Source organism: Halomonas sp. AOP5-B2-8 (genome assembly GCF_052376475.1).
GTDB lineage: Bacteria > Pseudomonadota > Gammaproteobacteria > Pseudomonadales > Halomonadaceae > Vreelandella > Vreelandella casei.
Window position 1 is genome coordinate 315,661 of the sequence record NZ_JBQSVS010000003.1, and the last position, 25,955, is coordinate 341,615.

20 protein-coding genes and 2 pseudogenes are annotated in these 25,955 nt (G+C 47.0%); 6 read left to right on the forward strand and 16 right to left on the reverse strand.

The annotated features are described in order from the left end of the window. Positions 1–21: 21 nt before the first annotated feature. From ACT3RP_RS09045 to ACT3RP_RS09055, 3 genes are read right to left on the reverse strand one after another with little or no spacing between them, the layout of a single operon-like run. A complete protein-coding gene (locus ACT3RP_RS09045; RefSeq protein ID WP_096280359.1) occupies positions 22–1,290 on the reverse strand; it encodes a TRAP transporter large permease in 1,269 nt (422 codons plus the stop codon). Between the two features lie 2 nt (positions 1,291–1,292). Next, positions 1,293–1,820 (reverse strand): TRAP transporter small permease, encoded by a 528-nt coding sequence (locus ACT3RP_RS09050; RefSeq protein WP_096280361.1) that lies wholly within the window; start codon positions 1,818–1,820, stop codon positions 1,293–1,295. Positions 1,821–1,876: 56 nt separating this feature from the next. Continuing rightward, entirely contained in the window at positions 1,877–2,875 is a 999-nt protein-coding gene (locus ACT3RP_RS09055; protein ID WP_483393656.1) for a TRAP transporter substrate-binding protein, read from the reverse strand. A gap of 333 nt (positions 2,876–3,208) precedes the next feature. On the opposite strand from ACT3RP_RS09055, the pseudogene ACT3RP_RS09060 reads away from it, so the two are divergent. Beyond that, a pseudogene (locus ACT3RP_RS09060) lies at positions 3,209–4,296 on the forward strand (IS3 family transposase). Between the two features lie 71 nt (positions 4,297–4,367). On the opposite strand, the gene ACT3RP_RS09065 reads toward ACT3RP_RS09060, so the two are convergent. Continuing rightward, the gene (locus ACT3RP_RS09065) at positions 4,368–5,279 is read right to left on the reverse strand and encodes a LysR substrate-binding domain-containing protein (RefSeq protein WP_483393657.1); all 912 of its coding nucleotides are present in this window, start codon (positions 5,277–5,279) and stop codon (positions 4,368–4,370) included. A 120-nt stretch (positions 5,280–5,399) separates the two neighbouring features. Between ACT3RP_RS09065 and ACT3RP_RS09070 the strand changes: the two genes are divergently transcribed. After that, positions 5,400–6,101, forward strand: coding sequence for an FMN-dependent NADH-azoreductase (locus tag ACT3RP_RS09070; protein ID WP_483393658.1), 702 nt, complete (start codon positions 5,400–5,402; stop codon positions 6,099–6,101). Positions 6,102–6,218: 117 nt separating this feature from the next. Here the strand turns inward: ACT3RP_RS09070 and ACT3RP_RS09075 are convergent, their stop codons facing one another. Together ACT3RP_RS09075 and ACT3RP_RS09080 are read right to left on the reverse strand one after the other, a co-directional pair. Then, positions 6,219–7,532 (reverse strand): DUF945 family protein, encoded by a 1,314-nt coding sequence (locus ACT3RP_RS09075; protein ID WP_483393659.1) that lies wholly within the window; start codon positions 7,530–7,532, stop codon positions 6,219–6,221. A gap of 78 nt (positions 7,533–7,610) precedes the next feature. Then, on the reverse strand, positions 7,611–8,330 hold the full coding sequence (locus ACT3RP_RS09080; RefSeq protein WP_483393660.1) for a ZIP family metal transporter: 720 nt from the start codon (positions 8,328–8,330) through the stop codon (positions 7,611–7,613). 258 nt (positions 8,331–8,588) lie between these two features. Between ACT3RP_RS09080 and ACT3RP_RS09085 the strand changes: the two genes are divergently transcribed. Next, entirely contained in the window at positions 8,589–10,031 is a 1,443-nt protein-coding gene (locus tag ACT3RP_RS09085) for a YfcC family protein (RefSeq protein WP_483393661.1), read from the forward strand. Positions 10,032–10,059: 28 nt separating this feature from the next. On the opposite strand, the gene ACT3RP_RS09090 is transcribed toward ACT3RP_RS09085, so the two are convergent. Further along, a complete protein-coding gene (locus tag ACT3RP_RS09090; RefSeq protein WP_444625526.1) occupies positions 10,060–10,962 on the reverse strand; it encodes a LysR family transcriptional regulator in 903 nt (300 codons plus the stop codon). 182 nt (positions 10,963–11,144) lie between these two features. On the opposite strand from ACT3RP_RS09090, the gene ACT3RP_RS09095 reads away from it, so the two are divergent. Together ACT3RP_RS09095 and kynU are read left to right on the forward strand one after the other, a co-directional pair. After that, positions 11,145–12,569, forward strand: a complete 1,425-nt coding sequence (locus ACT3RP_RS09095; protein WP_483393662.1) for a M20 family metallopeptidase — start codon at positions 11,145–11,147, stop codon at positions 12,567–12,569. A gap of 21 nt (positions 12,570–12,590) precedes the next feature. Next, complete coding sequence (gene kynU / locus ACT3RP_RS09100) at positions 12,591–13,835, forward strand: kynureninase (protein ID WP_483393663.1); 1,245 nt, start codon at positions 12,591–12,593, stop codon at positions 13,833–13,835. A 16-nt stretch (positions 13,836–13,851) separates the two neighbouring features. On the opposite strand, the gene ACT3RP_RS09105 is transcribed toward kynU, so the two are convergent. Beyond that, positions 13,852–14,271, reverse strand: a complete 420-nt coding sequence (locus tag ACT3RP_RS09105) for a DUF2784 domain-containing protein (RefSeq protein ID WP_483393664.1) — start codon at positions 14,269–14,271, stop codon at positions 13,852–13,854. 711 nt (positions 14,272–14,982) lie between these two features. After that, positions 14,983–15,360: a DoxX family protein gene (locus tag ACT3RP_RS09110; RefSeq protein ID WP_483393665.1), complete on the reverse strand. Its 378-nt coding sequence runs from the start codon at positions 15,358–15,360 to the stop codon at positions 14,983–14,985. A 232-nt stretch (positions 15,361–15,592) separates the two neighbouring features. On the opposite strand from ACT3RP_RS09110, the gene ACT3RP_RS09115 reads away from it, so the two are divergent. Beyond that, complete coding sequence (locus ACT3RP_RS09115; protein WP_483393666.1) at positions 15,593–15,787, forward strand: helix-turn-helix domain-containing protein; 195 nt, start codon at positions 15,593–15,595, stop codon at positions 15,785–15,787. Positions 15,788–16,088: 301 nt separating this feature from the next. Here the strand turns inward: ACT3RP_RS09115 and ACT3RP_RS09120 are convergent, their stop codons facing one another. From ACT3RP_RS09120 to ACT3RP_RS09150, 7 genes and pseudogenes are all read right to left on the reverse strand, one after another. Then, positions 16,089–16,802, reverse strand: coding sequence for a hypothetical protein (locus tag ACT3RP_RS09120; RefSeq protein WP_483393667.1), 714 nt, complete (start codon positions 16,800–16,802; stop codon positions 16,089–16,091). Between the two features lie 7 nt (positions 16,803–16,809). Continuing rightward, positions 16,810–17,286 carry a hypothetical protein gene (locus ACT3RP_RS09125; protein WP_483393668.1) on the reverse strand — a complete coding sequence of 159 codons (477 nt, stop codon included), beginning with the start codon at positions 17,284–17,286 and terminating at the stop codon, positions 16,810–16,812. A gap of 79 nt (positions 17,287–17,365) precedes the next feature. Beyond that, entirely contained in the window at positions 17,366–17,992 is a 627-nt protein-coding gene (locus ACT3RP_RS09130) for a hypothetical protein (RefSeq protein ID WP_483393669.1), read from the reverse strand. Positions 17,993–18,083: 91 nt separating this feature from the next. Further along, positions 18,084–18,605, reverse strand: a pseudogene (locus ACT3RP_RS09135) (DUF6624 domain-containing protein). Between the two features lie 46 nt (positions 18,606–18,651). Then, a complete protein-coding gene (locus tag ACT3RP_RS09140) occupies positions 18,652–19,062 on the reverse strand; it encodes a hypothetical protein (RefSeq protein ID WP_483393670.1) in 411 nt (136 codons plus the stop codon). Between the two features lie 146 nt (positions 19,063–19,208). Beyond that, entirely contained in the window at positions 19,209–19,796 is a 588-nt protein-coding gene (locus ACT3RP_RS09145; protein ID WP_483393671.1) for a hypothetical protein, read from the reverse strand. A gap of 37 nt (positions 19,797–19,833) precedes the next feature. Further along, on the reverse strand, positions 19,834–25,605 hold the full coding sequence (locus ACT3RP_RS09150; RefSeq protein ID WP_483393672.1) for an ATP-binding protein: 5,772 nt from the start codon (positions 25,603–25,605) through the stop codon (positions 19,834–19,836). Positions 25,606–25,955 lie beyond the last annotated feature (350 nt).

Genomic DNA, 25,955 nt, shown 5'->3' on the forward strand with positions numbered 1-25,955 from the left:
AGTTGAAGTAGTAATGGGGTATCAAAGTGACGGTAACCACGTTGATAGTGCAGGTATCAAACTAATAATCAGCACATTGACGAGTACAATGGCTACGAATGGCAGGATCGCCCACGTCAATCTAGCGACACCGATTTTGGAGATTTGCGAGGCAACGAAGAGATTCAGCCCGACAGGCGGTGTGAACATACCCATTGCCAGGTTTACCACCATGATGATGCCGAAATGAACAGGGTCGAAGCCGAAGCTAATCGCAATAGGTAACAGTATCGGCACAAAAATAAGAATTGCCGCCGCGGCCTCGATAAACATGCCGACAAACAGTAGCAACACATTGGCCATAATAATAAAAGCTAAAGGGCTCTCAATGGTTGTTAGTACAAAATCTGACACCATAGTGGGTACACGTAAGCTCTGAAGAATACGTCCGTACAACCCTGCAGCGGCGATAATGCTCAACACAATTGCAGAGGTAACGGCCGAGTCTTGTAAAATACGTACCAAATCTCGCAGTTTGATTTCGCGGTAAACCATGAAACCCACAATAAATGAATAGGCAACTGCGATAACGGCCGCTTCAGTTGGCGTTGTGATACCCCCATAAATACCTCCCAAAATTATCACGGGCATCAGAATCGCTAATAATGCTTTTCGGGCGGCCTGTAGCATTTCCTTAACAGTACTTTTTTGGTTGCCGCCAATACCGTTTTTACGCGCAAACACATAGGCAAAAACTAACAATGAAATGGCAACCAGGATGCCTGGCAGTATGCCCGCAATAAACATATCGCCTACCGACACATTCGCGGCAATAGCGTACAGAATTAGCGGAATGCTGGGTGGGATAATGACGCCCAATGCACCAGAGGCGGCTTGGTTGGAGGCTGCGTAACTTCCGGGATAGCCTTTTGCAATCATCGCAGGAATTAATATAGAGCCAATCGCCGCAGTGGTTGCCGCTCCTGAGCCAGAAATAGCCGCAAAGAACAACGACGTGACAATGGCGACCATTGCCAACCCCCCTGTCATACCGCCTACTAGCGTGTTGGAAAAATTAACCAATCGCTCGGAAATGCCGCCATGCTGCATGAGAAACCCCGCCAGAATAAAAAACGGAATCGCCATTAAAGGAAACGAGTTTACGGAGCCAATCAGTTGCTGAGTAACGATTAGCATGGGCATTAAATCGCCATGCCAAACGGTGATGGCCGATGCTAACCCCAGTGAAAAGGCAATGGGTACGCCAACAAGAAACAAGCCGAGTAAGAGGAGGAACAACAGAAGCGCCATAATTAGCTGACCTCCGGCGGTTGATGCTCCGCCTGTTTGAGATGCTCTTTGCCTAAGATTTCATCTATGAGCAGAGCAACACTGTTAACCAGAATCACGATTCCCCCTAAAGGCACCGCCATGTAGGGCCACATCATCGATACGCGTGTACTTGGGGCCGTCTGATTAGAGACACGCCCCACAAGATCAAATCCATACTTCACAATGATCAGTGCAAATAGCGCCGAACAAAGCACAACGGCCACTCTCAATACGTAAGCAAAACGCACGTTTGCATATTCCAGAAGGATATCAACCGAAATCAAAGTGCCTTTGCGGTAGGCGTATCCGGCACCAATAAAGGTTAACCAAATCATTGCAAAGCGAGCTATTTCATCAGAGAAAAATAACGGTTTACCCACTACAAACCGAGCAAACACTTGCCAAAAAATCAGTACGGTCATCGTCAGTAATAAAAATGCTAAGCCCCACCCCACCACGCGATTAAATTGATCGATGGCTTTATTGACCTGTATTAGCAAAGACTTCATAGCAGCCCCACCATTGATGAAAGTGCGGGGGAGATCCCCCGCGTGTTGTCAGAGGATCAGTATTCGAAATTCAGAGCCGCTTCAACGAGGTCTTCACCTACGGTCGGTGACCATTGTTCAATCACCGGACGTACAGCCTCGCGGAAAGGTGCAAGATCAGGCTCGGTGACCGTCATTCCAAGTTCTTCAAGCTGAACTTTATAGCGCTGTTCAAGTTCCTGACTTGCTTCACGCTGAAAAGGCAAAGCAATGTGCGCGGCCTCAAGAATGATTGTTTGATCTTCTTCGCTAAACGAATTGAATAAGTCTAACCCCATCATCAGGGGTGCAGGTGAGTAGACGTGCTGCGTTAGATTTAGGTAGTCCTGTACTTCGTAAAAGTTGACATCATAAATAGTCGCCAGAGGGTTCTCTTGGCTATCCATGACCCCCTGCTGAAGTGCGGTGTAGACCTCTGTCCATGCCATTGGTGTCGCGTTAGCGCCTAATGCCTCCCAGGTATCTACCTGTACCCGGCTCTCTTGGGTACGGTGATTAATTCCATCAAGGTCTTCAGGCGTGTTAAGGGCACGCACGGAGTTTGTGTTATGGCGAAAGCCATTTTCCATCCAGGCTAAGAACTTAACGTTCATTTGTTCTTCAGCGAGTGTCGCCAGCTCTTCACCGTATTCACTATCCAAAAACGCATAAGCATGGGCGTTATTTTCAAAAATATACGGCAGATCAAACAACAGGAATTGGTCAACAAAGCCACCCATCGGGCCTGTTGAAGTAATACCCGCATCAATAATGCCGAAGCCCATTCCCTCAACCACTTCCCGTTCAGCACCCAGCGCATTGTTGTAGTGCGGTTCAATGGTCAAGCGCCCTTCTGAGAGACGTTCTAATTCTTCACCAAATTTCAAGACCCCCACCCCCTGCTGGGAATCAGGTCCAAGAGGCAAACTGACATCAATTGAGCGCTCAGCTTGCGCAGTTGCAGTGGTAGCCATGGCTATGGCAATAGCCCCAGCCATTACCGACACTTTTTGCGGCGTAAGATAGACGTGATGCATTTATTTAGCTCCTATTGTGATTGTTTTTTGCGACAGATTTTTAAATGCTCAGCTGCGCTGTAAAACCTTTTACCCTTTACCGCTCAACATCAACAGTTCTAAAATAAAAAGACTACGTATTCAATACAATGACTTTTATATATCAATATAATCTAGTAAAGCATTGATAAAAAAGGAATATACTTTAGTATAACCAAGTGAATACGTAGTCTTTTATATCCATTTTTATTTTTCTGTTTTAAACAAACGGTGCTTGTCAACGGGTAATCTTTCCGAAAAAACAGGGTGCTCAAGATTAGAATTTTCCGTGAGCTAAACACAGGTAGATTCTGCATGAAAAAATCACGTGTTTCTGACAGACAAATCATGGCAATTCTAAAGCAAGCCGAGAGCGGCCTACCTGTTCCTGAGCTCTGCCGTGAATACGGCATGAGCAGTGCTAGCTTTTACAAGTAGCGAGCCAAATTCGGCGGCATGGATACCTCCATGATCAAGCGTATGAAAGAGCTCGAAGATGAAAATCGGCGGCTTAAAAAGATGTATTCAGAAGAGCGTCTCAAGTCCGAGCTGTGCAAGGAATCCCTGGAGGGAAAGTGGTAAAGCCATCTATCCGTCATGAGATGGCATACAAAGCGGTTGCGAAGGCCCGTTGTAGCATTCGCGTGGCCTGCGTTACCTTCAGCGTCAGCGAATCCTGCTATCGCTACCAGGCCAAGCTCAGCAGTGAAAACACCGAGATTGCCGACCTGCTTGTGCGGTTGACTCAGCACCAGCGCAACTTGGGCTTTGGCGTATGCTTTCTGTATCTGCGCAACGTGAAAAGCTATCCCTGGAACCACAAACGCGTTTACCGAATTTATCGGGAGCTGAAGCTGAATATGCGTATCAAGCCCCGCAAGCGGCTGGTACGTGAAAAGCCCGAACCTCTGGTGGTGCCCACGGTGATCAACGCCAGTTGGTCCATGGATTTCATGCATGACCAGCTAGAAGATGGACGTAGTTACCGGCTGTTCAACGTGATCGATGATTACAATCGGGAAGGTCTGGGCATTGAAGTGGATCTGTCTTTACCCTCTGAGCGGGTAATGCGAGCATTGGATCAGATCATCGAGTGGCGTGGAAAACCTACCCAGATTCGCTGTGACAACGGGCCAGAATACATCAGTGCCGTGCTGGCTGCCTGGGCTGAGAAGCGGAGCATTACCTTGGTCTTTATCCAGCTGGGCAACCCGCAGCAGAATGTGTATATCGAGCGCTACAACCGAACTGTGCGCTACGACTGGCTGGCCCACTATCTATTCCACTCCATTGAGGAAGTTCAGGAATATGCAACGCAGTGGCTATGGACCTACCATAACGAACGGCCCAACATGGCCCTCGAAGGCATTACTCCTCAACAGAGACTGGCCATGGTGGCTTGAACTCTACTTTTGAAGCCCTCTAAAAATGGGGGATTACCCACGAACAAAAAGATAACTGTATAAAAGGGGTTTTATATATCTTTCGACACTCTCGTCAGCATACCCGGCACCGCCATCACCCAATCCCGGACAGCCAGAATCGTCGGATCGTGCTGGCGGCTTTCTGGATAGACCAGGAAAAACGGTTTGCCTTCTAATTCCGGGCCGAATGGCTGTACCAGCCGCCCATCCTGCAATTCATCCTTAATAAGTTGTCGGCTCATCAGCGCCACTCCCTGCTCACCGACGGCAGCAGAAATAGCGTGAGTTTCGTCAGAAAACACTAGCCCGGCTTTGACGTTAAGCCCCGCGACCCTCGCCCGTTTCTGCCAAAAAGCCCAATCAAGTCGAGTAGATACTTCCCCCTGAGCCGAGAAGTGGATCAGTGAATGTGAAGGCAGCTGAGCTACATCGCTCAAGCCAAGGCGTGGGCTGCAAACGGGTGCAAAAGTGTTCTCAAACAGCTTCTCTGCCACTAGCCCTGGCCAGCGTCCATCGCCATAGCGAATCGCAATATCGGTTGTTGCCGCATCCAATGCTACCGGCTCATGAGAGACATGAACGCGCAGATCAATATCGGGATGAGCATCGCGCAGCATACACACCCAGGGAAGCAACCAGCGCATCGCCACCGCCGGTGTAGTTGAGAGCGTTACGGGATGACGAACCTGCGCAGCGTTCAGCCGCCCAACAACATTGCTGATGCTATCAAACGCGGTCTCCAGCACTTGAAACAGCTCGTGACCCTGGGGTGTCAGTACCAACTGACGAGGCTTTCGAACAAAGAGAGACACTCCCAACGCCCTTTCAAGCCCCCGGATTTGATGACTAATGGCGGTGGCCGTCACCGACAACTCCTGTGCCGCCTGCTTGGCGCTTTCATGACGGGCAGCAGCCTCGAAAGATCGAAGCGCCGAAAGTGAAGGTAATGGGCGATGACTCATAAGTGAATTTTACTCATCTATAGCGGCAAGAAATGATCGTTTGTTGAAGCTTATAAGCACGGCATAAGCTGCATCTACGATTAAGAATAGATGAATTCAGCTCACAATTGGAGACACAACATGCCACATGTCCTACATATAGATGCGAGCGCCCGCCCCGGCATTGCAGGCGTTGACCACCACGGCTCGCATAGTCGCCATCTGTCCCACCGATTCGTCAGTCAGTGGCAATTACGCCGCCCGCAAGACGTGATCACCTATCGAGATATAGGCCAACGCCCACCATCCATCGTTAATCACGACTGGATTGCATCTACTTTCACATCTGAAGAGCAACGAGAACCCTGGATGAGGGATGCACTAGTCGAAAGCGACCAGCTGGTTGATGAGTTGATTGCTTCGGATATCGTGGTCATTGGCACGCCGCTCTACAACTTCGGCATGCCCGCAAGCCTCAAAGCATGGGTCGATCAGGTAATTAGGCCAGGGCGAACGGTCGATATTGACAAGACCCAACCGGACGATCCTTACATCGCCAAGCTCACCGACCGAGAGCGGCATGCCGTCATTCTCACCGCCAGAGGCGGCGTGGATATGGCACCCGGCGAAGCAATGGCGCACATGAACCATCTGGAGCCAAATCTGGCCTCAGCGTTTGAGTTTATGGGTATTACCCGGCTGCATTACATTGCCATTGAGGGGCAGGAAATAGGTGGCGAAGTGCTGGCCGCGTCTACTGCTCAAGCACTACGCAACGTTGAAATGCTGGTGAGTGATTTACAGGTGACGTTTAGGGACGCTCCAACGCCCGAACTCGCCTAAATACGTAGAAGAGCTATTTTTGAAGAGCTATTTTTGAAAAGCAATCTTTCCAGAAGTTCTTGAGATGATTAGGTGCGAAGATAATGTCATTCATAATCTCCGCACCTTTCAAGCGTGTTACATCACAGGCTGACCATTAACCGTTAACGTGCCGTCTTTCCACACGACGTGCTGCATATCACTCGTCGGGTCTAACAAGCCTGCAAACGGCATTGGAATCATGCCGATAACGAGATCAGGAGGCGTTGTCAGGCTGACATCCAGACTCACTCGATTGGCAAGATACGTCAGTGCGTCGGCTTCGCTCATCACGTCATCTGAGGCCTGCAACAGCTCAGGCTGCGGCAGCTCTTCATCCCAAAGCGCGCTGTACAAGGCAGGTTTAGAAAGATCGGCGCCATCAAAGCTTATATCGGCCGTGAGGCGCGGCTTGAAGTCGATACCCATCATCGGCAGCACAACATGTGCTTCCAAAGGCTGGAAGGCAATCGACGGATTGGCAATCAGTACATCGTAGCCGCTCTCAATGGCCTGGGTTAGCAGTTCACGCTTTTCTTGCTCGTCACCCCGCTCGCCGCTTTCTTCGTACTCTAAGCGCATTGCTTCCAGCGGCGCATAGGCTTCTTGCAACGTCTGAAAGGCCTGTACATCCCAATTATTGGCCATCATCTCAAGCGAAACACTGCCTATGGATGTGTCGTCTGTACCCATATCGGCGACTTTGAAAGAAGCACCTGAATTAACAATTGACGTATCACCCACGGATTCAGACTCTCCCTCAAGCTCGATATCCTCCATGTAGACACTGACACCCTGCGCCAAAAACTCGACTCTGGGTATTGCCAAATACTGCTGCATCACACGGTTCTCGTCACCTTGTGTATGCATCGTAGCGCGAGGCGATATTATTCGCACCGAATCGCTTTCATTATTAACCAGGATTTCACGCGCCTGCCCTTCAACATTCCAGGCATTGAGATCTTCACGATTTAAATCTACCACCAGATCATGGAGCGTGCTGTCGACATCAACCGTACTTAAAGAACTAGCCGTAAGTTGGCCGTTTATCGAACTGCGGGTGGCCACCAAGTCAACATCGATATCACCCATCACAAACTGTTCATTTGGATGAATCGTACCCGTGATCGGGCTTTTAATAACGCCATGATCGACCAGCAGGTTTACCTGCGCGTTGGCATTTTCAACACCTACCATGCCGATCGTTGCGGTCACCGTTGTTTTGAACAGGGTTTTATCAATCGTCACATCCCTTGCGTACCAGGAAAGCGAGTCATCCATCTGCGCAAAGCTTTGGGTAAGCGCCTTTTCAACCTCATTACCCACTACCGCCTGCGCACCTAAATATCCCCCGCCCCCCAACACTACAACGCCAGCAGCAGTTAAAATCAACGTTTTAGAGGTTGCAGGCATGTCTGTATCCTTAATAAAAATGATTATTAATTGTCCTTTATTTAAAGATAAAAACCTACCGCTAATTCAGGCTTATCGTTAACCGCCCAGAAGCATCATGTTGCCGATCAAGCCCAACAAAAAACCCGCCACTGCACCTAGGGCAGGCATGCCCCGCATCTCAAGCTTTGAGCTCGGTGCAATATCTTGAAAGACCAGATACAAAATCCCCGCACTAGCGAACAGCATTAACGCGCCCATCAGCCCCTCATACTGCGCCAATAGGTAATAGCCGGTTGCCGCTGATAGTGGCCCCACCAAGGCGAGGCCACTGAAAGCCCAAACAATTGTATTTGAAGAAAGTTGAGAACGACTGCTCAACTCTTCAAAAGCGTTAAAGCCTTCAGGCAAATTTTGTAAAATCATTAGCAAAGCGAGTAATAACCCCGTGCTTTCGCCTACCGCAAAAGCCGCGCCCAACGCGATGGCCTCTGGAATAAAATCAGAGAGCATCGCGACCAGTTGGCCCATCGCGCTATCCAGTTTACTCAAATAGGCATCTAACAAATAAAAGCACACGCCACCGGCAGCAAAGCATAAAGCAGCCGGTAGAAGAGGCAGCTTGCTGGCGCCGTCGGGAACTAATACCAACGCCACCGCTGAGATAAGAGCACCGCCACCGAAAGCGACAATAAAATGACGCCAAGAGCTGCCCAATAGCGCTGGATGGACAACATCAAGTCTTGCCAATAGCGCCCCCGCAGGCATCGCCGCACCTGCCAGTAGCGATAACAGCAATATATAAATAATAGTCGCCATAGAATATTAGCCTTGCCCTGATTGATCATGAGCTCAATGGTAAATACCACTCCATTTTGTAGTGCCAGCCATTATCTACAGGCCAGCACGTCATACACAACGCCTAACCAATAACTCACTTACCAAAAATAGAAAACACGTTTGATTAATCCACAATTGTCCACTTTCGCCTTCCTTGGTAGGTTGATTTTTATATAAATATGCCTTCCGTATATCCCTCATTATTAAAATGACAATCCTCTTGAAGTGGAGACAACGATGTCCTTAAAGGCAAACTCAAGCGAAACCGGCGTTACAGAGCGCAAAAAGAAAAAGCTACCGATGCCCGATGTCTTTATCATCTTGTTTGGCTTCATGATTTTAGTGCTGATGGCCTCCTACTTCATCCCAGCGGGCACTTACGAGAGAAGTAGCGTTAATGGCTTGACGCAGGTATCTACCGATAGCTTTCGCTATATCACGGCTCCGTCACTAAATTTAATGGATTTATTCACCTCCATTCATAAAGGGTTGGTGGCAGCGTCAGGGGTTATCTTTCTGATTTTGATCGTCGGTGGCGTTCTTAAAGTTATCGAATCGACGGGGGCTCTTAGCGCCGGCATTCACCGCATGATTGGCCTAGCCAAAGGTCGGCAAAACATTCTCATCGTGATTTTCTGCACCACCTTTGCAACGCTAGCATCTGTGGGCGTAGGCGCTAACCTAGCGATTGCGTTTATACCTATCGGCCTGTTTCTGGCACGCTCATTGAAACTTGACCCTATTATTGGAGTAGCGATTATATTTCTGGGTTCTTATGCGGGCTTTGCCGCAGGCGTTTTCGACCCCACCGTGACCGTTACCGGGCAGACCATTGCCGAGCTGCCTTTGTTTTCAGGCTTTGTTTATCGCAGTGCGATTTTTGTGGTCTTTCTGGCCATTACTGCCGCGTATATTTGCCATTATGCCAAGCGAGTTAAGAACAAACAGGCTAACAACAGCGCTGAGAATGTAACGCTTAGCGCGACCGGCGAAGCTCAGGAAGCCCTTGAAGAAGAGGCTGCGCCAGATTTCACTTTTTCCCACAAAGTTATTTTGACGATGTTTGCCGCCTCCTTTGCCTTCTTCTTATACGGCGGCTTTTCGTTTGGCTGGGGCATTACTGAGCTTTCCGCGACCTTTCTTATGCTTGGAATTATTACCGCAGCAGTCGGCAAAATATCGCCCAATGCGTTTATCAAGCGGCTGATGAATGGCGCGGGTGAAGTGATGTATGGCGCGCTGGTCGTTGGGGTAGCGGCAGCCGTGATCGTATTGCTCAAGCAGGCCCAGCTGATTGACACCATTGTGCATAGCGTCGCCAGCTCGCTGGATGGTCACGGCAAAATCATGGCTATGCAGCTTCTTTACCTCTTTAACCTGACCTTTAACGGCATTATTACTTCCGGTACAGGGCAGGCGGCAATCGTCATGCCTATTATGGTGCCCATCGGCGACATGCTTGAAGTAACCCGTCAGTCCACCTTCATTACCTTCAAACTAGGCGATGCTGTGACTAATATTATTACGCCGCTTTCCGGCACTCTAATGGCCTGTTTGGCTATCGCCCGAATTTCCTATGTGGAGTGGTTCAAGTTTGTGCTGCCGCTGGTGATACTTTGGATCGGCGCAGGTAGCGCCTTCGTGGCTATTGCTGTCAGCATTAATTACGGGCCTTTTTAGAGCCTCTCTAGCGCAACAGTACCGAGATTTATTGCGAGGCAGTGATAAGCCGGTGGTCTAAAAAGCCCAGAAATGCCTTCATGTGAGCAGGCATTTGGCGCTCTGCCATGACCTGCACTTGAAGGCTGCGAAGCGCCAGCTGCGGCTCCAGCAGCGGCTTTAACACCAAGCCTTGCGCTTGCGTTTTACCACTCACCGCCACGGCGCTACACAGCCCAACCATATTAGGGTGCTCGCACACCATAGTGTAAGTAGCGCCCAGCGAGTCGCAGGAAAAGCTGGGCTGTATGCTGATACCTGAAAGGCTGCATGCCACATCAAACAAATAGCGCATGGTGGACCCATTCAAGGACATGCTAAGCGGATACTGGCTCAGGTCTGCCACGTGCAGTTCAGCCTTGCTGGCCAAAGGATGATGTTTGGACATCAGCGCCCGAATCGCCGCGTTATGGCTAGAGACGACGTGAATACCGATATCAGGTGAAAGGCTAAAGGTCAGGGCAATATCCGCCTCGCCCTCTTTAACGAGTTCCGAGGCGCGCACTGAATCCACCATATGTAGATCAAAACACGTGTCCGGGCATTGCGTAATAAATTCAGAAATAACGCTGGGCAGAAAATGCCAGGCCATACCATCGGGGCATGCCACGGTGATTTTACGCTGCTGACGCGTCATCACGTCGTGCATTTGTTCGATGACGCTGCTGACTTGCAGCTGATTACGCAGTGCATAGGCCTGCAGTAGCCTGCCCGCTTCGGTGAGCTGCATGCCGCGAGGCTGACGATTGAACAGCTTGATATCCAGGCGTTGCTCAAGGTTCGTGACCTGACGACTCACCGCAGAGACGGCAACGTGCAGCTCTTCTGCCGCGGCAGAAAGCGAGCCCGTTTTAGCCACGCTGTGAAAAAAACGCAAGTTGAGTTCCTGCATCGTGCTCTTCCCCGTTTTTAACTAACGCCTGGCGAGCGCAGCTGATTTCTAATGATTAGAAAGAGTACTTGAAAGATTCATAATAGTCGCAAAGGTAGCCAAGAATTACTCTTTTTTAGTGGCGTCTTACGCTCAGTTCTTTTCGACGACTTCCAACATTCCAACGACCATAAGGGGGGTTCATGGATACAACGCAGCTTTCAGGTCGCGAACACGCGCTTCAACTGGCGGTTAACGAGCTTACCAACGGCAACTTTTATCGCAGCCTGGCACGCCGAGTGGCGCTTAAAACGGTCAGCCAAGACCCAACTCGTCACGACATCCTGCACGACTACTTGAACAATGAAATGTCGCCGCTGTTAACCAAGCTAGGGTTTGACTGTCAGATCATTGCCAACCCAAACGCTGGCCTACCGCCCTTACTGATTGGCCAACGCATAGAAGACCCCGCGCTTTCTACGCTGTTACTTTATGGCCATGGCGATGTCACCGATGGTCAGGAAGACAAATGGGCCAATGGCATCGACCCATGGGCACTGACCTTCATTGACGGTCGCGTTTATGGTCGCGGCACGGCTGACAACAAGGGTCAGCACAGCGTTAACCTCAGCGCCCTTGAAGCTGTCATCAAGGCTCGCCAAGGCAAGCTGGGTTATAACGTCAAGATACTCTTTGAGATGGGCGAAGAGATCGGTTCACCCGGGCTGGAAGCGACCTGCCTGGCGTACAAGGAAACGCTGAAAGCCGACCTGTTTCTCGCCTCGGATGGCCCGCGCATCCGCCATGATATGCCCACGCTATTCCTTGGTTCGCGGGGCATACTCCAGCTAAAGCTTTCGTTGGCGACCGGCAACGGCGGCCGTCATTCTGGCAACTGGGGCGGCATCATCACCAACCCTGCCGTCGTGGTCTGTAACGCCATTGCCACGCTGCTCTCTTCAGAAGGCAGAATCCAGGTCGATTTCCTCAAAGCACCGGCGATTCCAGCCGAGGTTTCCCAGCTAATTCGCGACTTGCCGGTGGGCGGAGGCGAAACCGACCCGACGATCAATCCCGCGTGGGGTGAAAACCAGCTTAGCGATGGCGAGCGCCTGTATGGCACTAACACGTTAGAGATTTTAGGCATGAGTGCAGGCAGAACGGACAAACCGGTGGGCGCGATTCCTGAAAGCGCTGAAGCCGTTCTACAGCTGCGCTTTGTTAAAGGAACTGACTGGCTGGCCATCGAAAGCCATTTGCGTCAGCATCTTGATGCCCACGGCTTCCAGGCTATTCAGCTTGAAATGCTAGGTGGCTATACCGCAACTCGGCTGGACCCTCATCATCCGTGGGTCGGCTTTGTGGCGGAATCTGCCCGCCTAAGCCTTAAAGAAGATGCGCATATTTTGCCTAATCTGGGTGGCACGATCCCCAATCACTGCTTTTCGGAAGCTCTCAACCTGCCGACGGTCTGGCTGCCCCACTCCTACCCATCTTGCAATCAGCATGCGCCTGACGAACACCTGCTTGAAACCATCGTTGAGCAGGGACTTAAAATGGCCGCTGGCGTATTCTGGGATTTAGGCGAACCTCAGGCAAAAAAACTAGCGACGAACGAGGCAATCTAAGCAATTTTCGGGAGTAGTGATATGAGTACAAAACAAAATGGGGTGAGTCTTACCAGTGTTCAAGCGCTGGATCAAAACGACCCTTTAGCCAATTTTAAGCGCCGCTTCGCCCTACCGAAAGGCATGCTGTACTTAGATGGTAACTCCCTTGGCGCTCAGCCCATCGCTGCTAAAAAGGCCGTGGACGATACCTTGGATCAGTGGCGTGACGAGCTGATTAAGGGCTGGAACCAGGGTTGGTTTGACGCTCCCGAGCGATTAGGCAATCTATTAGCGCCGGTGATTGGCGCACAACGCGGTGAAGTTACCGTTACGGACAATATTACTTTGAACATCTTCAAGCTGCTTGGCTATATCATCGGCCAGCGCCAGGGAGAGCGCAAAGCGGTGCTTAGCGAGGGTGGCAACTTTCCTACCGATGGATATATCGCCCAGGGTTTTTGCCGGATAAGCGGTGCAGAGCATCGTTTTCTGCCTGAAAATAGCGACCTGGCAGAGCACTTGGACGGCGTGGCAGTGGTAGTGCTTAGCCAGGTCAACTATCGCACCGGCAAGCTTCGCGATATAACGGCCACCACTCGATTGGTACACGAACACGGCGCTGAAGTGATTTGGGACTTGGCTCACTCGGCAGGCGCGCTACCGATCGACCTTAACGGGAGCGGCGCCCGCTATGCGGTGGGCTGTACCTATAAATATCTCAACGGCGGCCCTGGCTCACCGGCTTTTCTTTACGTGCATAGCAACTATCAAGACCAAGGCTGGCAACCGCTTTCCGGTTGGCACGGGCATGCATCGCCCTTCGCGTTTGATGCTGACTATATTCCGGCTAACGATATTTCTCATTTCCGCACAGGCACGCACTCAGCCATCATTTACGCAGCGCTGGAAGCCTCTCTAACCCTGTGGGCCGAGGTCGACATGGCAGCCGTAAGAGCTAAAAGCGTGGCAATGAGTGAGTTATTTCTTGCGTGTTTAGGCGATATTTTTCACCGCCACGGTATTGAAGATATCACCCCGGCGTCCACCCAGCGCGGTAGTCAGGTATCACTTATCGACACCCAAAACGGTTACGCTATCGTTCAAGCGCTCATTGCTCGCGGTGTTATCGGCGACTACCGTGAACCGGGGCTAATGCGCTTTGGCTTTACGCCACTTTACCTTAGCTTTGAAGACGTTTGGCTGGCGGCTCAACACTTTAGAGAAGTCGTGGAAAGCGGCGAGTACCGAGATCCACAGTTTCATGTTCGTGGCGCGGTCACGTAAGACAAAATATTGCTCATTACAGGCTTGGATCTCGCTTACTCGCCAAGCGGTTAGGCCGCACAACAAACCAGCTGGCCAACACCAAGCTGCCAAATAACGTATAGACCGCAATAAATACCCAATCAGGGGCACTGTAGTAAAGCAGATTCTGGAGCCAATATTGAATAAATGAGCCGTTGTAAGCTATGACGCCCGCTTTTTCGCGCAGCGCCATTTCCAACGTGGTTAAGGGGCAAACAAACCCCAACCAAGCCTGCCCCACTACATAACCAATGGCGCATAGATGAATGATACGAAAAGCGCTGTTGCGCACCCACTGCCAGTGCAGGAAATAGCCTGCATAGACAGCGAGTAACCCAAGCACCACAAAGGCCACAAATAGCACGTGGACGACGAGAATGGCGTCTGCTAGGCGTAGTAAAAACAATTCTGGCATAGGCAAAGACTAATCAAGGTGGATACGCAAAATAACCTTTTCACTTGCAAGGCCGCTAAAAACAATAGCACATGCTACAGCTGTCCTTTTTCGCTGGTGAATGCTTCCCACCGGCGGCTCTTGCGAACTATCTCCTAGGTAATTATTTTCACTTATAAATCAGCGCCCTATCAGCTAGCTAAGCAACTTGTAAGTCGCTATCTATTTATAAGCCGATTTGAAGCCTACTATTTAGGACTACCTAAAAGCGTGAAAATTCGCGAATAAAACAATGTCTTTCAGTTCCCCCTGATTGGGGCCATACTGGTTCAACAATGCATTCGGGACTAGGTGCATTCGCGGCAATACTTTAAAGCTATCCTCAGATTGGTTCTTACTGATGCTAAGCGACTTCATTTATTAATGACAGGAATAACATCATGAGCAAAGGTCAAGATAGTAAAAAAAATCTCAAAAAGAAACCGCTTTTAACGCCCAAGGAAAAGAAAGCAGCCAAAGCATCAAAGAAAAATGATACCAACGTGCTAGGCCATTAAGCGCGCCTAAAAATTAGTCATCTTAAAACTCAGCCGGGTTAGCTCAAAAGAGCTAACCTAAAAAAGGCAATGCGACCAACGCAGCGTGTTAATGTTAGCAAAACACGCTGTTACTCTTCCGTTCTCTAAAGCACTAAGCGCCATTCCCTAATCACTGTTAATGCATAAAATATAATCACATTGCTTTTTTGCGCTTTCCAAGATGAATAGCCCACCAAACAAACCAGACAAACAAAAACTGCAAGGGCAAACGGATATATAAAAACATTTCCGATATATCAGGGTATCTCTCTGGATGCAACGCCATGTTGATATTGGCCGGGTAAACCGCAACAATTAACGCAATTAACCCGCACCCCGCCAAAAATCGCGTTTTGGGAATCAAAATACCTATCGCCCCCAACAATTCAAACATGCCGCTAATCAACACCAGCTCTTTGTGATAACTCAAATAGTCAGGCATCGCCATTATAAAAAAATCAGTAAAGAAAAAATGAGCAACACCGCCAATAAGAAAGAATAAAGCGATGATAAGCAACGGGATTCTGGGCATGTTATTTCCTACATTTTGTATTCTTGTGGGTTAAAGAACAAATCGAGGTTGGTTATACAGCATGCTAACGTCTTTTTGCTACCTGCTTTCAGCCAGGAGCGGTCTTTCACTCCAATCGCTTATTGAACTACTTGAGAGAAGCCAAGCAGCTTCGCATAGCATTGATGCGCTCGCTGATCATACCGCCATGAGCTGACGTACCTTCACTCGTCACTTTCAAAAAGCCACCGGCATGACAGTAGTGGCATGGTTAGTGAACGAGCGGTTACGACGGGGGCGTGAGCTACTTGAAACCACATCCTTGTCGGTAGAAGCGATTGCAGAAAGCGTTGGTTTTCACACAGCAACGTCATTCCGGCAACATTTTAGACAGCATCATCAGGTCAGCCCACGCGACTGGCGTAAGACCTTCGGCCACACCGCCTAACTTTTGCCGGGCCGCGTGCGCTGCTCTGCCGTTGACGGCGTTCGTGGTCTTGCCGGCTCAACCGATAGAAGGCATCACCAAGTCTTTTCGTGTCTTGAGAGGCAGGTATATGGTTTAGGCAAAAGAGAAATGCAGCCACTAATGACAGTTCATATAGTCACTTTCTGGAAGTGATACATGAGTGCCTTGGAAGACTGCTTCCGGCCAGAAGCGGTCATTAAGATAATTTTTATATAAAGCTTGGTTCAGCGGCGGGCTTTAGCTCGTCTGAGTGAGCGAAGCGAACGGTTTGAACCACTTGTTAGGCTTGCGCTCGAATAATGTTCCAAGTGCTTCTGTGTTGCACGTGTTCAAGTAACCCCGGAGCCATTTCTTCAAAGGCAGAATGATCATCCATGATTGCGATATTTGCACGAGCAATTAGGCTCTCTCCGGTCGTTAGGCGAGCAGTGAGTACTACTGGAATAGCGCCAGCCCTTACGAAGGGTCTCATATAACCCCAAGAGGCTGAAACAAAAAGCAAGAAGCCAGATTGGTGGTCTCGCGACTCGATGCGCGCATCCAAAGTCAGGCTTTCAGGACCCTCTTGGAAATTTGAGAACCAATTTTTCAGAAATCTTGTGATGTTTCCTATGTTATGTCGTACACGCGATGGAAGAGTCACGGCATTCAGCGGGTGGTTGCGGACTGGCCAACCTTTAAGTCTTTTAATCTTAAGAGTAAAGCCGCGAACAACAATTGGATCTGTTGTTGGATTGTTAATTCCTGCCTCGATAAGAAATACAACTCTGGCATTGTGGTCGTTACCGTCTACAACACCCAGTTCTTGCCATATGCAGCGACTGGTAAATGACTCGATTTCCAGTTTTGGTCTTTTTAGTTTTGTTCGTATAAAGCGGAACACGCCAAGCCCCCAAGCGAGCAAGCCGACAACTATCCACTTCAACACGTCGATGGTTGTGGCATGAGCTTCGATCCACTCAACTAAATTACTTAAGATTAATGAACTTTCCATAATGTTCCTAAAGTTTGGTTAAGGCACGGGCTTCAGCCCATTCCAGTGAGCGTAGCGAACGGTTTGAATCAGTTATTAGGCGGCTTAACCGAATTTTTGACTTTGGTGGATATTCTAAGTGTTTGTCGAGGTATTCTCTAAAATATTTACGCTCGTCTGTTTTCGGGTCGTTCGATAAAAATATGCAAACGATATTGCGCCGTAATTTTTTGATTATGTGGCTATAAAATTCACCGCTTCTATTGGTAAAAAATTTTTTAGAATAACGAAAATATCGTGTGCGTAGAGATGTATTGGTTTTGCCAATGTATAAAATACGAGATGCTACCAATACCCTGGAGATTGGTTTCTCTGATAGGAAAAAGTAAACAATACCTTCATGTCTTTCAGATTCTTTGCTGCTAAAAGCTAATCTAAACTCTTCCTCTGCATTTTCCAGGCAAGATATTTTATGCGGTAGATACAGAAGATTTTCATAAGACATGTGGTAAACTCAATTTTGTGACAATGCCGAACGCAGTGAGCGTCCGACGAAGTGAAACGGAGCGAATTTGAGTCGCTTGTTATGCATTTGGTACCATGCCATTAACTTCCGGAGCGTGAACAAAACAGTCAAATTGTGCTGATACACTAGGATTAACAGATGCTACGTAAGCATACAAAGACATCAAAATATCTAGATGGTAATTTAGACTCTCGCGCAGGTTGGATATGTCATGCTCTGGCTTTAGCATCGAATTCAGCTTTGACAGTTGATTCTCGTAGTCGGGCATTTTCGCCCAAATTAGAGATTCGTGCTCTTTTAAAGCGCTGATCCCTTCTGGCGATGCAGATTTAATGAAGGCCACTCTAGTAACCAAACCCCGAGAACTATCGGTAAGATAGGTAAAAAGCCAATTTGTGGAATTTTTCCATCCAGCTTGTTCTGGCGGAAGACTGCGAGAACATTCTTTTGCGATCTCAAGTATTTGATCCGTGCTGCTAATATCTGAATGACCCAGCCTAATTTTAAAGTCATGCAATAACGGAACATAGCCACTACCAGTTGCTACACCGCCATGCCATTCGATTAGTTTCTGAATGTCGTCACTAACGACCGATACAATTTCACCGTTTACCTGATAAGTCTCCCGTTTATCAGCAGCGATTAACGCATACGCGCCCAAGTGAAGTGCAACTATCATTGTCATCGACAGAATATTTCCTTATGCATTACGCGGAGCGTACCGGCGACCTTGACGTAGAGAAGCGGAGACAAGGGCGTCTGAGTGCCGCGTCTTGTTAACTGGTTTGTTCGATATTGGCACGACGCTTACGCTCCTGCTCAGTCATTTGTTCCTGGCGCTCCTCAATAGAGTTCAGCCCAAGACGCGCACGGCGCTCATTAACCGTAGCAGAATCCTCAATAGGAAACGGCGTGGGCCAACCATTTTCATCAATATCAAACTGCGTGCCATAGTATTGAGGCTTGCCAGATAGAGTACGCGCCCGATCCTGAAGGAATGCCAACTGCCAGCCAGCTACATCCTCTCTTGCAGCGGCACTTTCTAGTAGGGAGACACACTCTCACATGAACTCAGGATCTGAAACAGAATGCTGAACGACCAGCCATGCAGCTTTGGCACCCTCTGACCCAACTAACGAAACGCCAGGCCAAACGTGTGCACTTATAATCTCTTTCAGGCGAGAAGCATTCTGCTCATGCAGGGTCTGAATCCGAGGATGATAAGACTCGGATGGCAATTCTCCAGAATCGAAGAGTTGCTGCAACAACCGCTGGTCTTCTGCCATCATCTTGACCAGCTCTTCCGCAAGATTCTAATTCATGGGCTCCTTTCCAGTTAACGCCTCAATCAGCCGCCGCTTCAGCGGTCGGATGCATTGACTTGTTCGAGCCTGCCGACTGCGTAACTGAAACGGTCAATGAGACTGTAGAAACAATTAGCGCAAGAACAGCGATTGCTGTTCCTATCCAAAACTTCTTTTTCTCTTGACGCAAGCCAGCCAAAACGGAGGTCATAAGTGAAAAATTTACACACTTCGGGTCATTTCCAACTTTGAGAGCAAAGAAATGAACATTACTCCCATCATCTTGTTTGTAACCGTACTGCTTCTCTAAGTGGTAGTACAAGCGACCAAAGACAATGTCAGGATCCACTTTAAGCTCGCCAGCAATTTCCTTGCAGTCAATCGGAACATAGATTTTCGAAGCCCGCGACCCATCACCTCTTTCAAAAGCAGCAAAGTCAGAATGATACATACGGTATATCGTATTTAATATTTCTAGATCCGTGGGAATTCTCATATCTATCCTTGAGCTCTAACGCAAAGCTAAACGGCGGCCCGTCAGGGGCGTCCGGTGAACAGCTGTCAGGCCGGGAACGAACTTGAGCGATTTGTTAGCCACTACTCGTAGGTCACTTCGAATATCGATTGATCCCCCTCGGCCAGAATTTTGACTGCCTCCCTGTCTTCTTCCGTTGGCAATTCTAGCTTTATGTCCACGGTCTCTCTGTTGGGATGAAGCAGTAAAGGACCTAGTAGCCGACCGGAATTTGCATGCTCAAGCTCGGCTACAGCTTCATCAAGAAGAGTTCGAAACTGAAGCCAAAAAGCGCCATCGTCCTCGTGATACTTCTTCCCTGCATGCAGATAGTTTCCTAGTTTTTCCGCTTTCTCACGCAAGGATCGTTTAACAGGAGTATAACGAGCTTCGAATTTTACTGCGTGAGATTCTCGATCCAGAACGAGCAGAACGGCCTCCTGTTCCCCAGTGCGGAAAACGTTCTCGATGTTCCTGGCCAGTTTGGCTACTTGCCACCCCTGCCGTTTCTTCTTGGAGATGTGCGCCTGAACTTCGAGGTATTCCTGCATGCGAGCTTCAACGCCGCACCGAATCTCGAAAGCAGCATAGAATAAAAATTCGTTTTTCTGCTGCGAAAGACAATTCCGAGCTCTCTCCAGGTAGTCCCTCGAACTTATTCCATATGCCATGTTCAACTTCCTGGCTAACAGCGTGTTAGTGTGCATTTCAATCTTCAATCGTAACTCTGAACTCATGATTTTCTATGTCAAATTCTCTATAAGAATCTTCCGAATGTAATATTTTTACACGACATACATATACGCTCTTTATAATGTCTTCGTTCTTATACCACATCGAGCACTTATCCCTTGTGACTGCGGTAAATGTTCCACACAGCGATCGTAATTCTTTAGGGTGAATCGGTTGCCAGTCGTTGTGCCAAAATGATGAAAATCCAATCTTAATATTATCAATGTAATAACAATAAACACCATCGTAGGTTGAACCGGTTATATTTTTACCATCTACAATACACTTAGGAATGTAAAGTCCTCGTGTTTCTAAATCAGAGTGCCAATGCCCATATCTATTATACGGGTATGGCGTACCAGCTAAAAATATATTTTCAGACTGCTCTTTCTTGCCTTGATCATAAGATAGATTTGCATCTAAAAGAGAGCCAATTGATAAACTTCCAGAGCGCTCTTCAATCTGAATATTTGTTATGTCTGGGTCTATTGTCGCTTTTACTACCGTTAAATCTATCCAATTGTTGTCATCAAGTTTGATAGGCAATGAAAGAGCCAATAAATCTAAAGAGTTGTCAGCTTTAACGAAATTAGCTAAAGCTTGCTCTACGAACTGAGTCAGGTTATCTCTGTTGGGAAGTACTTCTACTTCCCACTCAGGCAACCATGTTGGTTTTTGAGGGTTGAGCCCTATGTAAGCCGGTTCGATTGGTAACGCAAGTATTGATAGGTGTTCAGCATAAGAATCCGGCATGCCATAGAGTTGCTTAGCAACCTCTATTGTTCGTAAATATGCAGAGCGACCTCGATGGCTTGCTTGTGTGTAAAACTGACCAGTAGCTCTTTGTCTATCGCCGCTAAAAAAATAATCAATTGTTGTTGCTGATGATGGTTGATATTTGAATGTGTTATTCCATTCTGACTGGTAATGCCCGGTAAAATAAATGCCGGTCTTTTGCTCCTCTTTTTCGAGCCATGAATTGTATAGGAGAGGAACATGGCTACCCTGATAATATTCGAATCGATGGTTATCACCATCTAGTTGAATGAACGGGGAAAAGGGATAGGCATATGTCCCAAATTCTTTCGTGTTTGAATCTAATTCAGAGATAATTAGATCAGACAATGTAGATCTTGCTGAAATATTTTGGCCCAAGTTATTTGGGGAAGTATATCCTTTTAATTTTGCTATGTAGAATACGCATAGCACTTCTATGCATTCAGACTCTTGATTTCTGCTCGCCAAATCTTTTACTAGAAAATCTTCGGTTTTTGGATGTCCTTCTACTAAAAGAAGCGACAGCTGTTCGATTGCCCACATTTTAACAGAGGGTATTGGAAGCTTAAGCCTTGAAACTAGTGATTTAGTTAGAGCCTCTTCGAGAGAGTCGTCCCGCCGCCAGTCCCAGTCGGGTTTTGTAAGCCGAAGATTACGCACGCTATCTTCCAATCCTTCAACCATTTGCAATGTTAGCTGATGCGCCTCTTCATTTCTGCCGCTGTGAGCAAGCAAAAATACTAACTTGTCATTTGGGATAATTAGTTCGCCAAACTTATCTTTCCATCTATCCGGCTGCGATGTTGTTAACTTAATAAAATCATCAATCTTTTTAGGGTATTGCTCTGCAACTATTTTCAATCTATTAATGCTATTTTCTGAATTTTCATACCAATCAGACCAACCATTCATTGCATTATGAGCCGCAACCAACAATTTAAATGCTTTCGCCTTACCGTTTATCTTTCTCTGACTGACATAGAGTAAATCCAGCAAGTATCGTTTGTCATCATGACGATCGGAAAAAATCGAGACGTGCGGAATTAATTGTTGTAATAGGTCAATTTCTCGGCCTTGCTCACACCAATGCAAGTACCAAGCCTTCCAAAATTTTCGAGTGCTGATTTTACCTTTCAGATCTGCTGCCAATTCCTCGAAATTCTCTGGAGGGTAGTCCGATGGATCTATTGTGATTTTCTCATCGAATTCATCAGTCTTTGAATGCTTTTCTTCGGCCTGGATTTGGACTTTAATACCAAGCAGACGCTCCACTTTATCCGCGATTTCGGTTGCATTAGCATCACCTTGTTCAAGCTTTTTCCTGAGTATCTGGTAACAACTTGAATGTAATCCGGTCAGGTATAATTTCTTTGTGATGGAGGAAGAAAAGTTACATCTTTCAAGCAACCTCAGAATCGTCTCTTCTGCGTAATACCATTCCCCGACTCTAAGCTCCTGATTATATATTGATGCAGCTGTTTGCGGATTTAATCTTGCCGCTAATGATGATATCGAATGCTTGGAGTGTCTGGTTTCATCGCCATCAGTAAACTCAGATATATTGAAAACTATGGGTGATATTCGCTCCAATATTTTGAGCGCAGAGATAGGATCAGCAGAAGAAAAGTATTCTACTGCTTTTAAAACATCAAAGATCGTTGGGTCTTTGTGGTGACCATAACCGAGTACGAAATCCCATGTTTTTCTCAAACATTCTTCAAAAAGGGCCAGATTATTGTGTTGGTATGCTATTTGAGCAAGTTCGAGGAAGGCATTTGATTTCTCGATCGTTTCTTCTAGGTCGTTTAACTGCCGGTTCGTTTCATACTCTATCAGGCATTCAGCGGCATCATCACTAAGCAGCTCTATACCTACCTCTTTATACCAGAGCCTTAGCCAGTCAGACCTAAATACGCCAGAGTCAATCGTATGCTTTAATTCATCACATGTGATCTTAGATTTGGTTGTTATCAGATGGCAGTCTGCGGCAATTTCAATCCATTTTCGCTTGAAAGTTATATCCGATCTACGTGTATCCCATTGAATCTCATCCAGCATCGAGACTGACGGAAACATCAAGCAAACCAAGTCAAAGTGTAATACATTTCCTTCGAACAGCTCATTTGCAACCAAGTCTACTAGCTCATTGAGCAATTCGTAATGAATGGATACATCTACTCGTTCGGATGTTGCACTTACTGGCAACCAACTGAAATCACCTGCTGCATGTAACCTAATACAGAGAGAGGAGAAAAACCAAGTGTGATAACTCTTTGACGTTTCCACCTTAAAAACACTGTCTGCCTGCCCATCAAAATACTTAGTTGTAATGTTAGCGATTGCTTTTTTAGAATACGTATCCGCAAAGTTAGATAACTCTTGGGACGAGAACAATTTGTACTCTGGCCTACAGGAAATATCAGCATCTTCCATGATGCTTAACCTGATCACATCAAGCTCAATTGGACCCGCATGACTTGAATCGCCGGGTAAGCATTGCCAACCCCTCAAGAGCAAACTAAGTTCTTTTTTTGTGCAGCAGGCGCTTCTAAAGCTAGCTATGTAACCATCTGGCCATTTAGAGAAGTTTCCATCTTCAAAAATCGCCTCGTAGTTTAGGCTGTCAGTTAACACTCCGGCTCTTATCAGGGCAACAGCTTCAGCTTCGTCGTCTTGCGAGTGTCGAGAAGACAATAATTTTGTTCTAGCTCTATATCTGTCAATAGCTTTCCTTGATAAGAGCTTTGCTTGATCGACAGCCCCTTGATACCACATTGCGATTGCCAATATTGATAATCTGATAGGCGAATATTCGTTCTGCCCAGATAGGATTTCATTCATAGAAGGCTTGTCAGCGGCAATTAATGACAATGTTTTCAAACTCGTTGAATCCCATGTCTGGAATTCCGGTCCGTTGATTAGTCTAGTTTTAAGTTCTCGATGCCGATAAGCCTCGACATAGTTAAGTTCTTGGAAGGCATAGGTTTCCGCTTCAGATAGTAGTCTTATGCATGATTTAACAGGCATTCCAATAATCAGCTTGTCTAGTATCCAATTTCGGGTAACGCCTTGTCGTAACTCTGATGAGTCACCAGCCCTAGCTAGGCTAGACCACAACCAATTATCCTTAAGGTGTCTTGAAGCTTCTGAATTTAACCATTCGCAGACATATGGCAGTAAAGCGTCTATTCGGTCTTGGTGCTCTTCCTGATTTTTAACAAACACAACCAAGCTTTCATGGAAAGGCCTTACTCCAGATATCCCCTCGGACAGCAAATGTGCAACTGCATCAACGCTCGGTGCATTGTCGTGATCGTCTTTAACAACACTGCCAATCGCTTGTCTTGGCCAAGCGAATTGGAAACCGCAGCACAGGTGAAGTACATCCTGTTGCCTGTAATTTAGATCACGCCATAGCTCCGAGTAGTAAGTGATTATATTGCCATCAGTGCAAGGTGGTAGCTTTTCAATTTGCCATGAAGAAAGTGCTAGGCCATGATGAGATAGAAACTCAGATGAGTAAATTACATGTAGGGGGTAGCCATTCGTAATGTCTAATAGCGCCTTTGCACTTTGTTGGATTTCTTCATCGGAATGATTCTCATGGCAATTTAAGAAAAGTCGACCGGATTCAATATGCAGTTTTAAAAAGTCGTATATTGAATTTCCAGACATTTCTGGCAGCCAGTGCCAATCTTGTTTAGGGCAATTAGACAGCAGCATACGGGGGAGCAACTCATCATCAACAGGTTGCGTACCGACAAGTATTACTAAGTTATCTTTTGCGGGCAGTAATTGTTTGAAAATTTCATCCAATGGCTTTTTATTTTTAGCGTTATCACGCCAAACATGATCTAGCCCATCAATTAGCACTACGAACGGTTTAGCTTTAGTTTTGTAGTAATCTGCGCAAACAGTCAGTGCATCGGCTAAGTGTTCCGGTTGAGATGTATTTGCACTTGCTTCTGTGTGAAAACTATTGATTTGATGAAGCAGAGACTCAGCAACAATTCTTGGGCTTAGCCTATCTTCCGTTGAGTCTCCGAGAGATAAAAAATAATGATGGCGTACCAAGGGAATCTCTTGTTCTTCTAGCTCTTGGCACAAAAACGACATGTACGTACTTTTACCAACTCCCGGTTTACCTGTTAAAGTAATAACTTTGCCGTTAGAGCCAATAATTTGGTTCAGTAGTTCACTGTGAAAATCTGTATTCGGAAGGCAATAATCTTCAGGTACGGTAAATATTTCGGGTATGGGCTCTGGTCTTCTAGGTGATAATACTTCTCTAACATGATGAAGATAGATCCAACCATTTTCTGGAGGGTTGTTTTGAAACATTGCCCATTCACGCGATCTAGAAATAAGCCGTTCTACACCAGCATTATCTGAAAATTTCAGAAGCTCGGATCGAATACTACGACTTGTCGTGTGATAGTCACCATCGCTATGTTGAATCGTTAATTTTGACAAAAGAAATGTAGCAGCTTCTCTGCTCCCCAATTGCCGAACAATCTCTTTCTTCGTATCGTCATCTAATTGGTCAAATTCTATCTTTGAGCCAAATAGACAGGACTCCATAGCCCTATCCGGTAATTTATTTGTTAGCAGAATAACGTCGCCAATTTTTTCAGCGGGTACCGCAAAAATAGCATCATAAAGTTTTTTGAAAATTGAACGAGATCTAGCCGTTTTACCTGAAATTTTTAAAAGCCAATCCCAAGTGAGCTGATTTTCTTTTTTTTCAGGAGTGGGCGTAAATTTGACTTGCCAAAAATCTTTAATTCCATCCGGCCGCTCACAAACAATATCATCTATGCCTTCAGGTGTTTCATTAGCATCTATGTCCGCTTCAAATGCCACCCTGGTATATTGCGAAGGACTATGAAGCCACTCTGCAAGTAATTTAATTCCTTGCAAGGTTTGATAGTCGTAGCCAGTATAGATAATCGCCGAATTTTTAACTTTCATTTGATCGCAGTAGATCCCATTAAATATGACCAAGGCCACGAGTATTCACAACAAAGTTGTTTAATACGAAATTTAAAATAAGTTCATCGCGGATAGTAAAGTTATAATTGCTTATTCCTTTCTGGCACATATTTCCGTATGGCACACTAACAGCGTATTAGATGGCGCGCTCGATGATTGAATGAACGTGCTGGCACTTTTTTCCGGCAAATGCAGCCTGCCAGACTCCCCAAGCCTATGATTCTTAATACTATTAGTTTATATTAGCCCGTATAATAAAAATTCGCACGTCTGCTGCATTTCCTGGCATGACCGCTTTGGGTCGAAGGCGGCCAATGAGAGCCCTAGAT

What these genes read in the sequence shown, in the direction of transcription:
- ACT3RP_RS09130 (WP_483393669.1), bottom strand. Translation starts at nt 17,992, where the DNA reads ATGACAATGATAGTTGCACTTCACTTGGGCGCGTATGCGTTAATCGCT.
- ACT3RP_RS09070 (WP_483393658.1), top strand. Translation starts at nt 5,400, where the DNA reads ATGCCACATGTCCTACATATAGATGCGAGCGCCCGCCCCGGCATTGCA.
- ACT3RP_RS09050 (WP_096280361.1), bottom strand. Translation starts at nt 1,820, where the DNA reads ATGAAGTCTTTGCTAATACAGGTCAATAAAGCCATCGATCAATTTAAT.
- ACT3RP_RS09140 (WP_483393670.1), bottom strand. Translation starts at nt 19,062, where the DNA reads ATGTATCATTCTGACTTTGCTGCTTTTGAAAGAGGTGATGGGTCGCGG.
- ACT3RP_RS09095 (WP_483393662.1), top strand. Translation starts at nt 11,145, where the DNA reads ATGGATACAACGCAGCTTTCAGGTCGCGAACACGCGCTTCAACTGGCG.
- ACT3RP_RS09055 (WP_483393656.1), bottom strand. Translation starts at nt 2,875, where the DNA reads ATGCATCACGTCTATCTTACGCCGCAAAAAGTGTCGGTAATGGCTGGG.
- ACT3RP_RS09075 (WP_483393659.1), bottom strand. Translation starts at nt 7,532, where the DNA reads ATGCCTGCAACCTCTAAAACGTTGATTTTAACTGCTGCTGGCGTTGTA.
- ACT3RP_RS09065 (WP_483393657.1), bottom strand. Translation starts at nt 5,279, where the DNA reads ATGAGTCATCGCCCATTACCTTCACTTTCGGCGCTTCGATCTTTCGAG.
- ACT3RP_RS09105 (WP_483393664.1), bottom strand. Translation starts at nt 14,271, where the DNA reads ATGCCAGAATTGTTTTTACTACGCCTAGCAGACGCCATTCTCGTCGTC.
- ACT3RP_RS09125 (WP_483393668.1), bottom strand. Translation starts at nt 17,286, where the DNA reads ATGTCTTATGAAAATCTTCTGTATCTACCGCATAAAATATCTTGCCTG.
- ACT3RP_RS09080 (WP_483393660.1), bottom strand. Translation starts at nt 8,330, where the DNA reads ATGGCGACTATTATTTATATATTGCTGTTATCGCTACTGGCAGGTGCG.
- ACT3RP_RS09120 (WP_483393667.1), bottom strand. Translation starts at nt 16,802, where the DNA reads ATGGAAAGTTCATTAATCTTAAGTAATTTAGTTGAGTGGATCGAAGCT.
- ACT3RP_RS09085 (WP_483393661.1), top strand. Translation starts at nt 8,589, where the DNA reads ATGTCCTTAAAGGCAAACTCAAGCGAAACCGGCGTTACAGAGCGCAAA.
- ACT3RP_RS09045 (WP_096280359.1), bottom strand. Translation starts at nt 1,290, where the DNA reads ATGGCGCTTCTGTTGTTCCTCCTCTTACTCGGCTTGTTTCTTGTTGGC.
- kynU (WP_483393663.1), top strand. Translation starts at nt 12,591, where the DNA reads ATGAGTACAAAACAAAATGGGGTGAGTCTTACCAGTGTTCAAGCGCTG.
- ACT3RP_RS09145 (WP_483393671.1), bottom strand. Translation starts at nt 19,796, where the DNA reads ATGGCATATGGAATAAGTTCGAGGGACTACCTGGAGAGAGCTCGGAAT.
- ACT3RP_RS09110 (WP_483393665.1), bottom strand. Translation starts at nt 15,360, where the DNA reads ATGCCCAGAATCCCGTTGCTTATCATCGCTTTATTCTTTCTTATTGGC.
- ACT3RP_RS09115 (WP_483393666.1), top strand. Translation starts at nt 15,593, where the DNA reads ATGACAGTAGTGGCATGGTTAGTGAACGAGCGGTTACGACGGGGGCGT.
- ACT3RP_RS09090 (WP_444625526.1), bottom strand. Translation starts at nt 10,962, where the DNA reads ATGCAGGAACTCAACTTGCGTTTTTTTCACAGCGTGGCTAAAACGGGC.
- ACT3RP_RS09150 (WP_483393672.1), bottom strand. Translation starts at nt 25,605, where the DNA reads ATGAAAGTTAAAAATTCGGCGATTATCTATACTGGCTACGACTATCAA.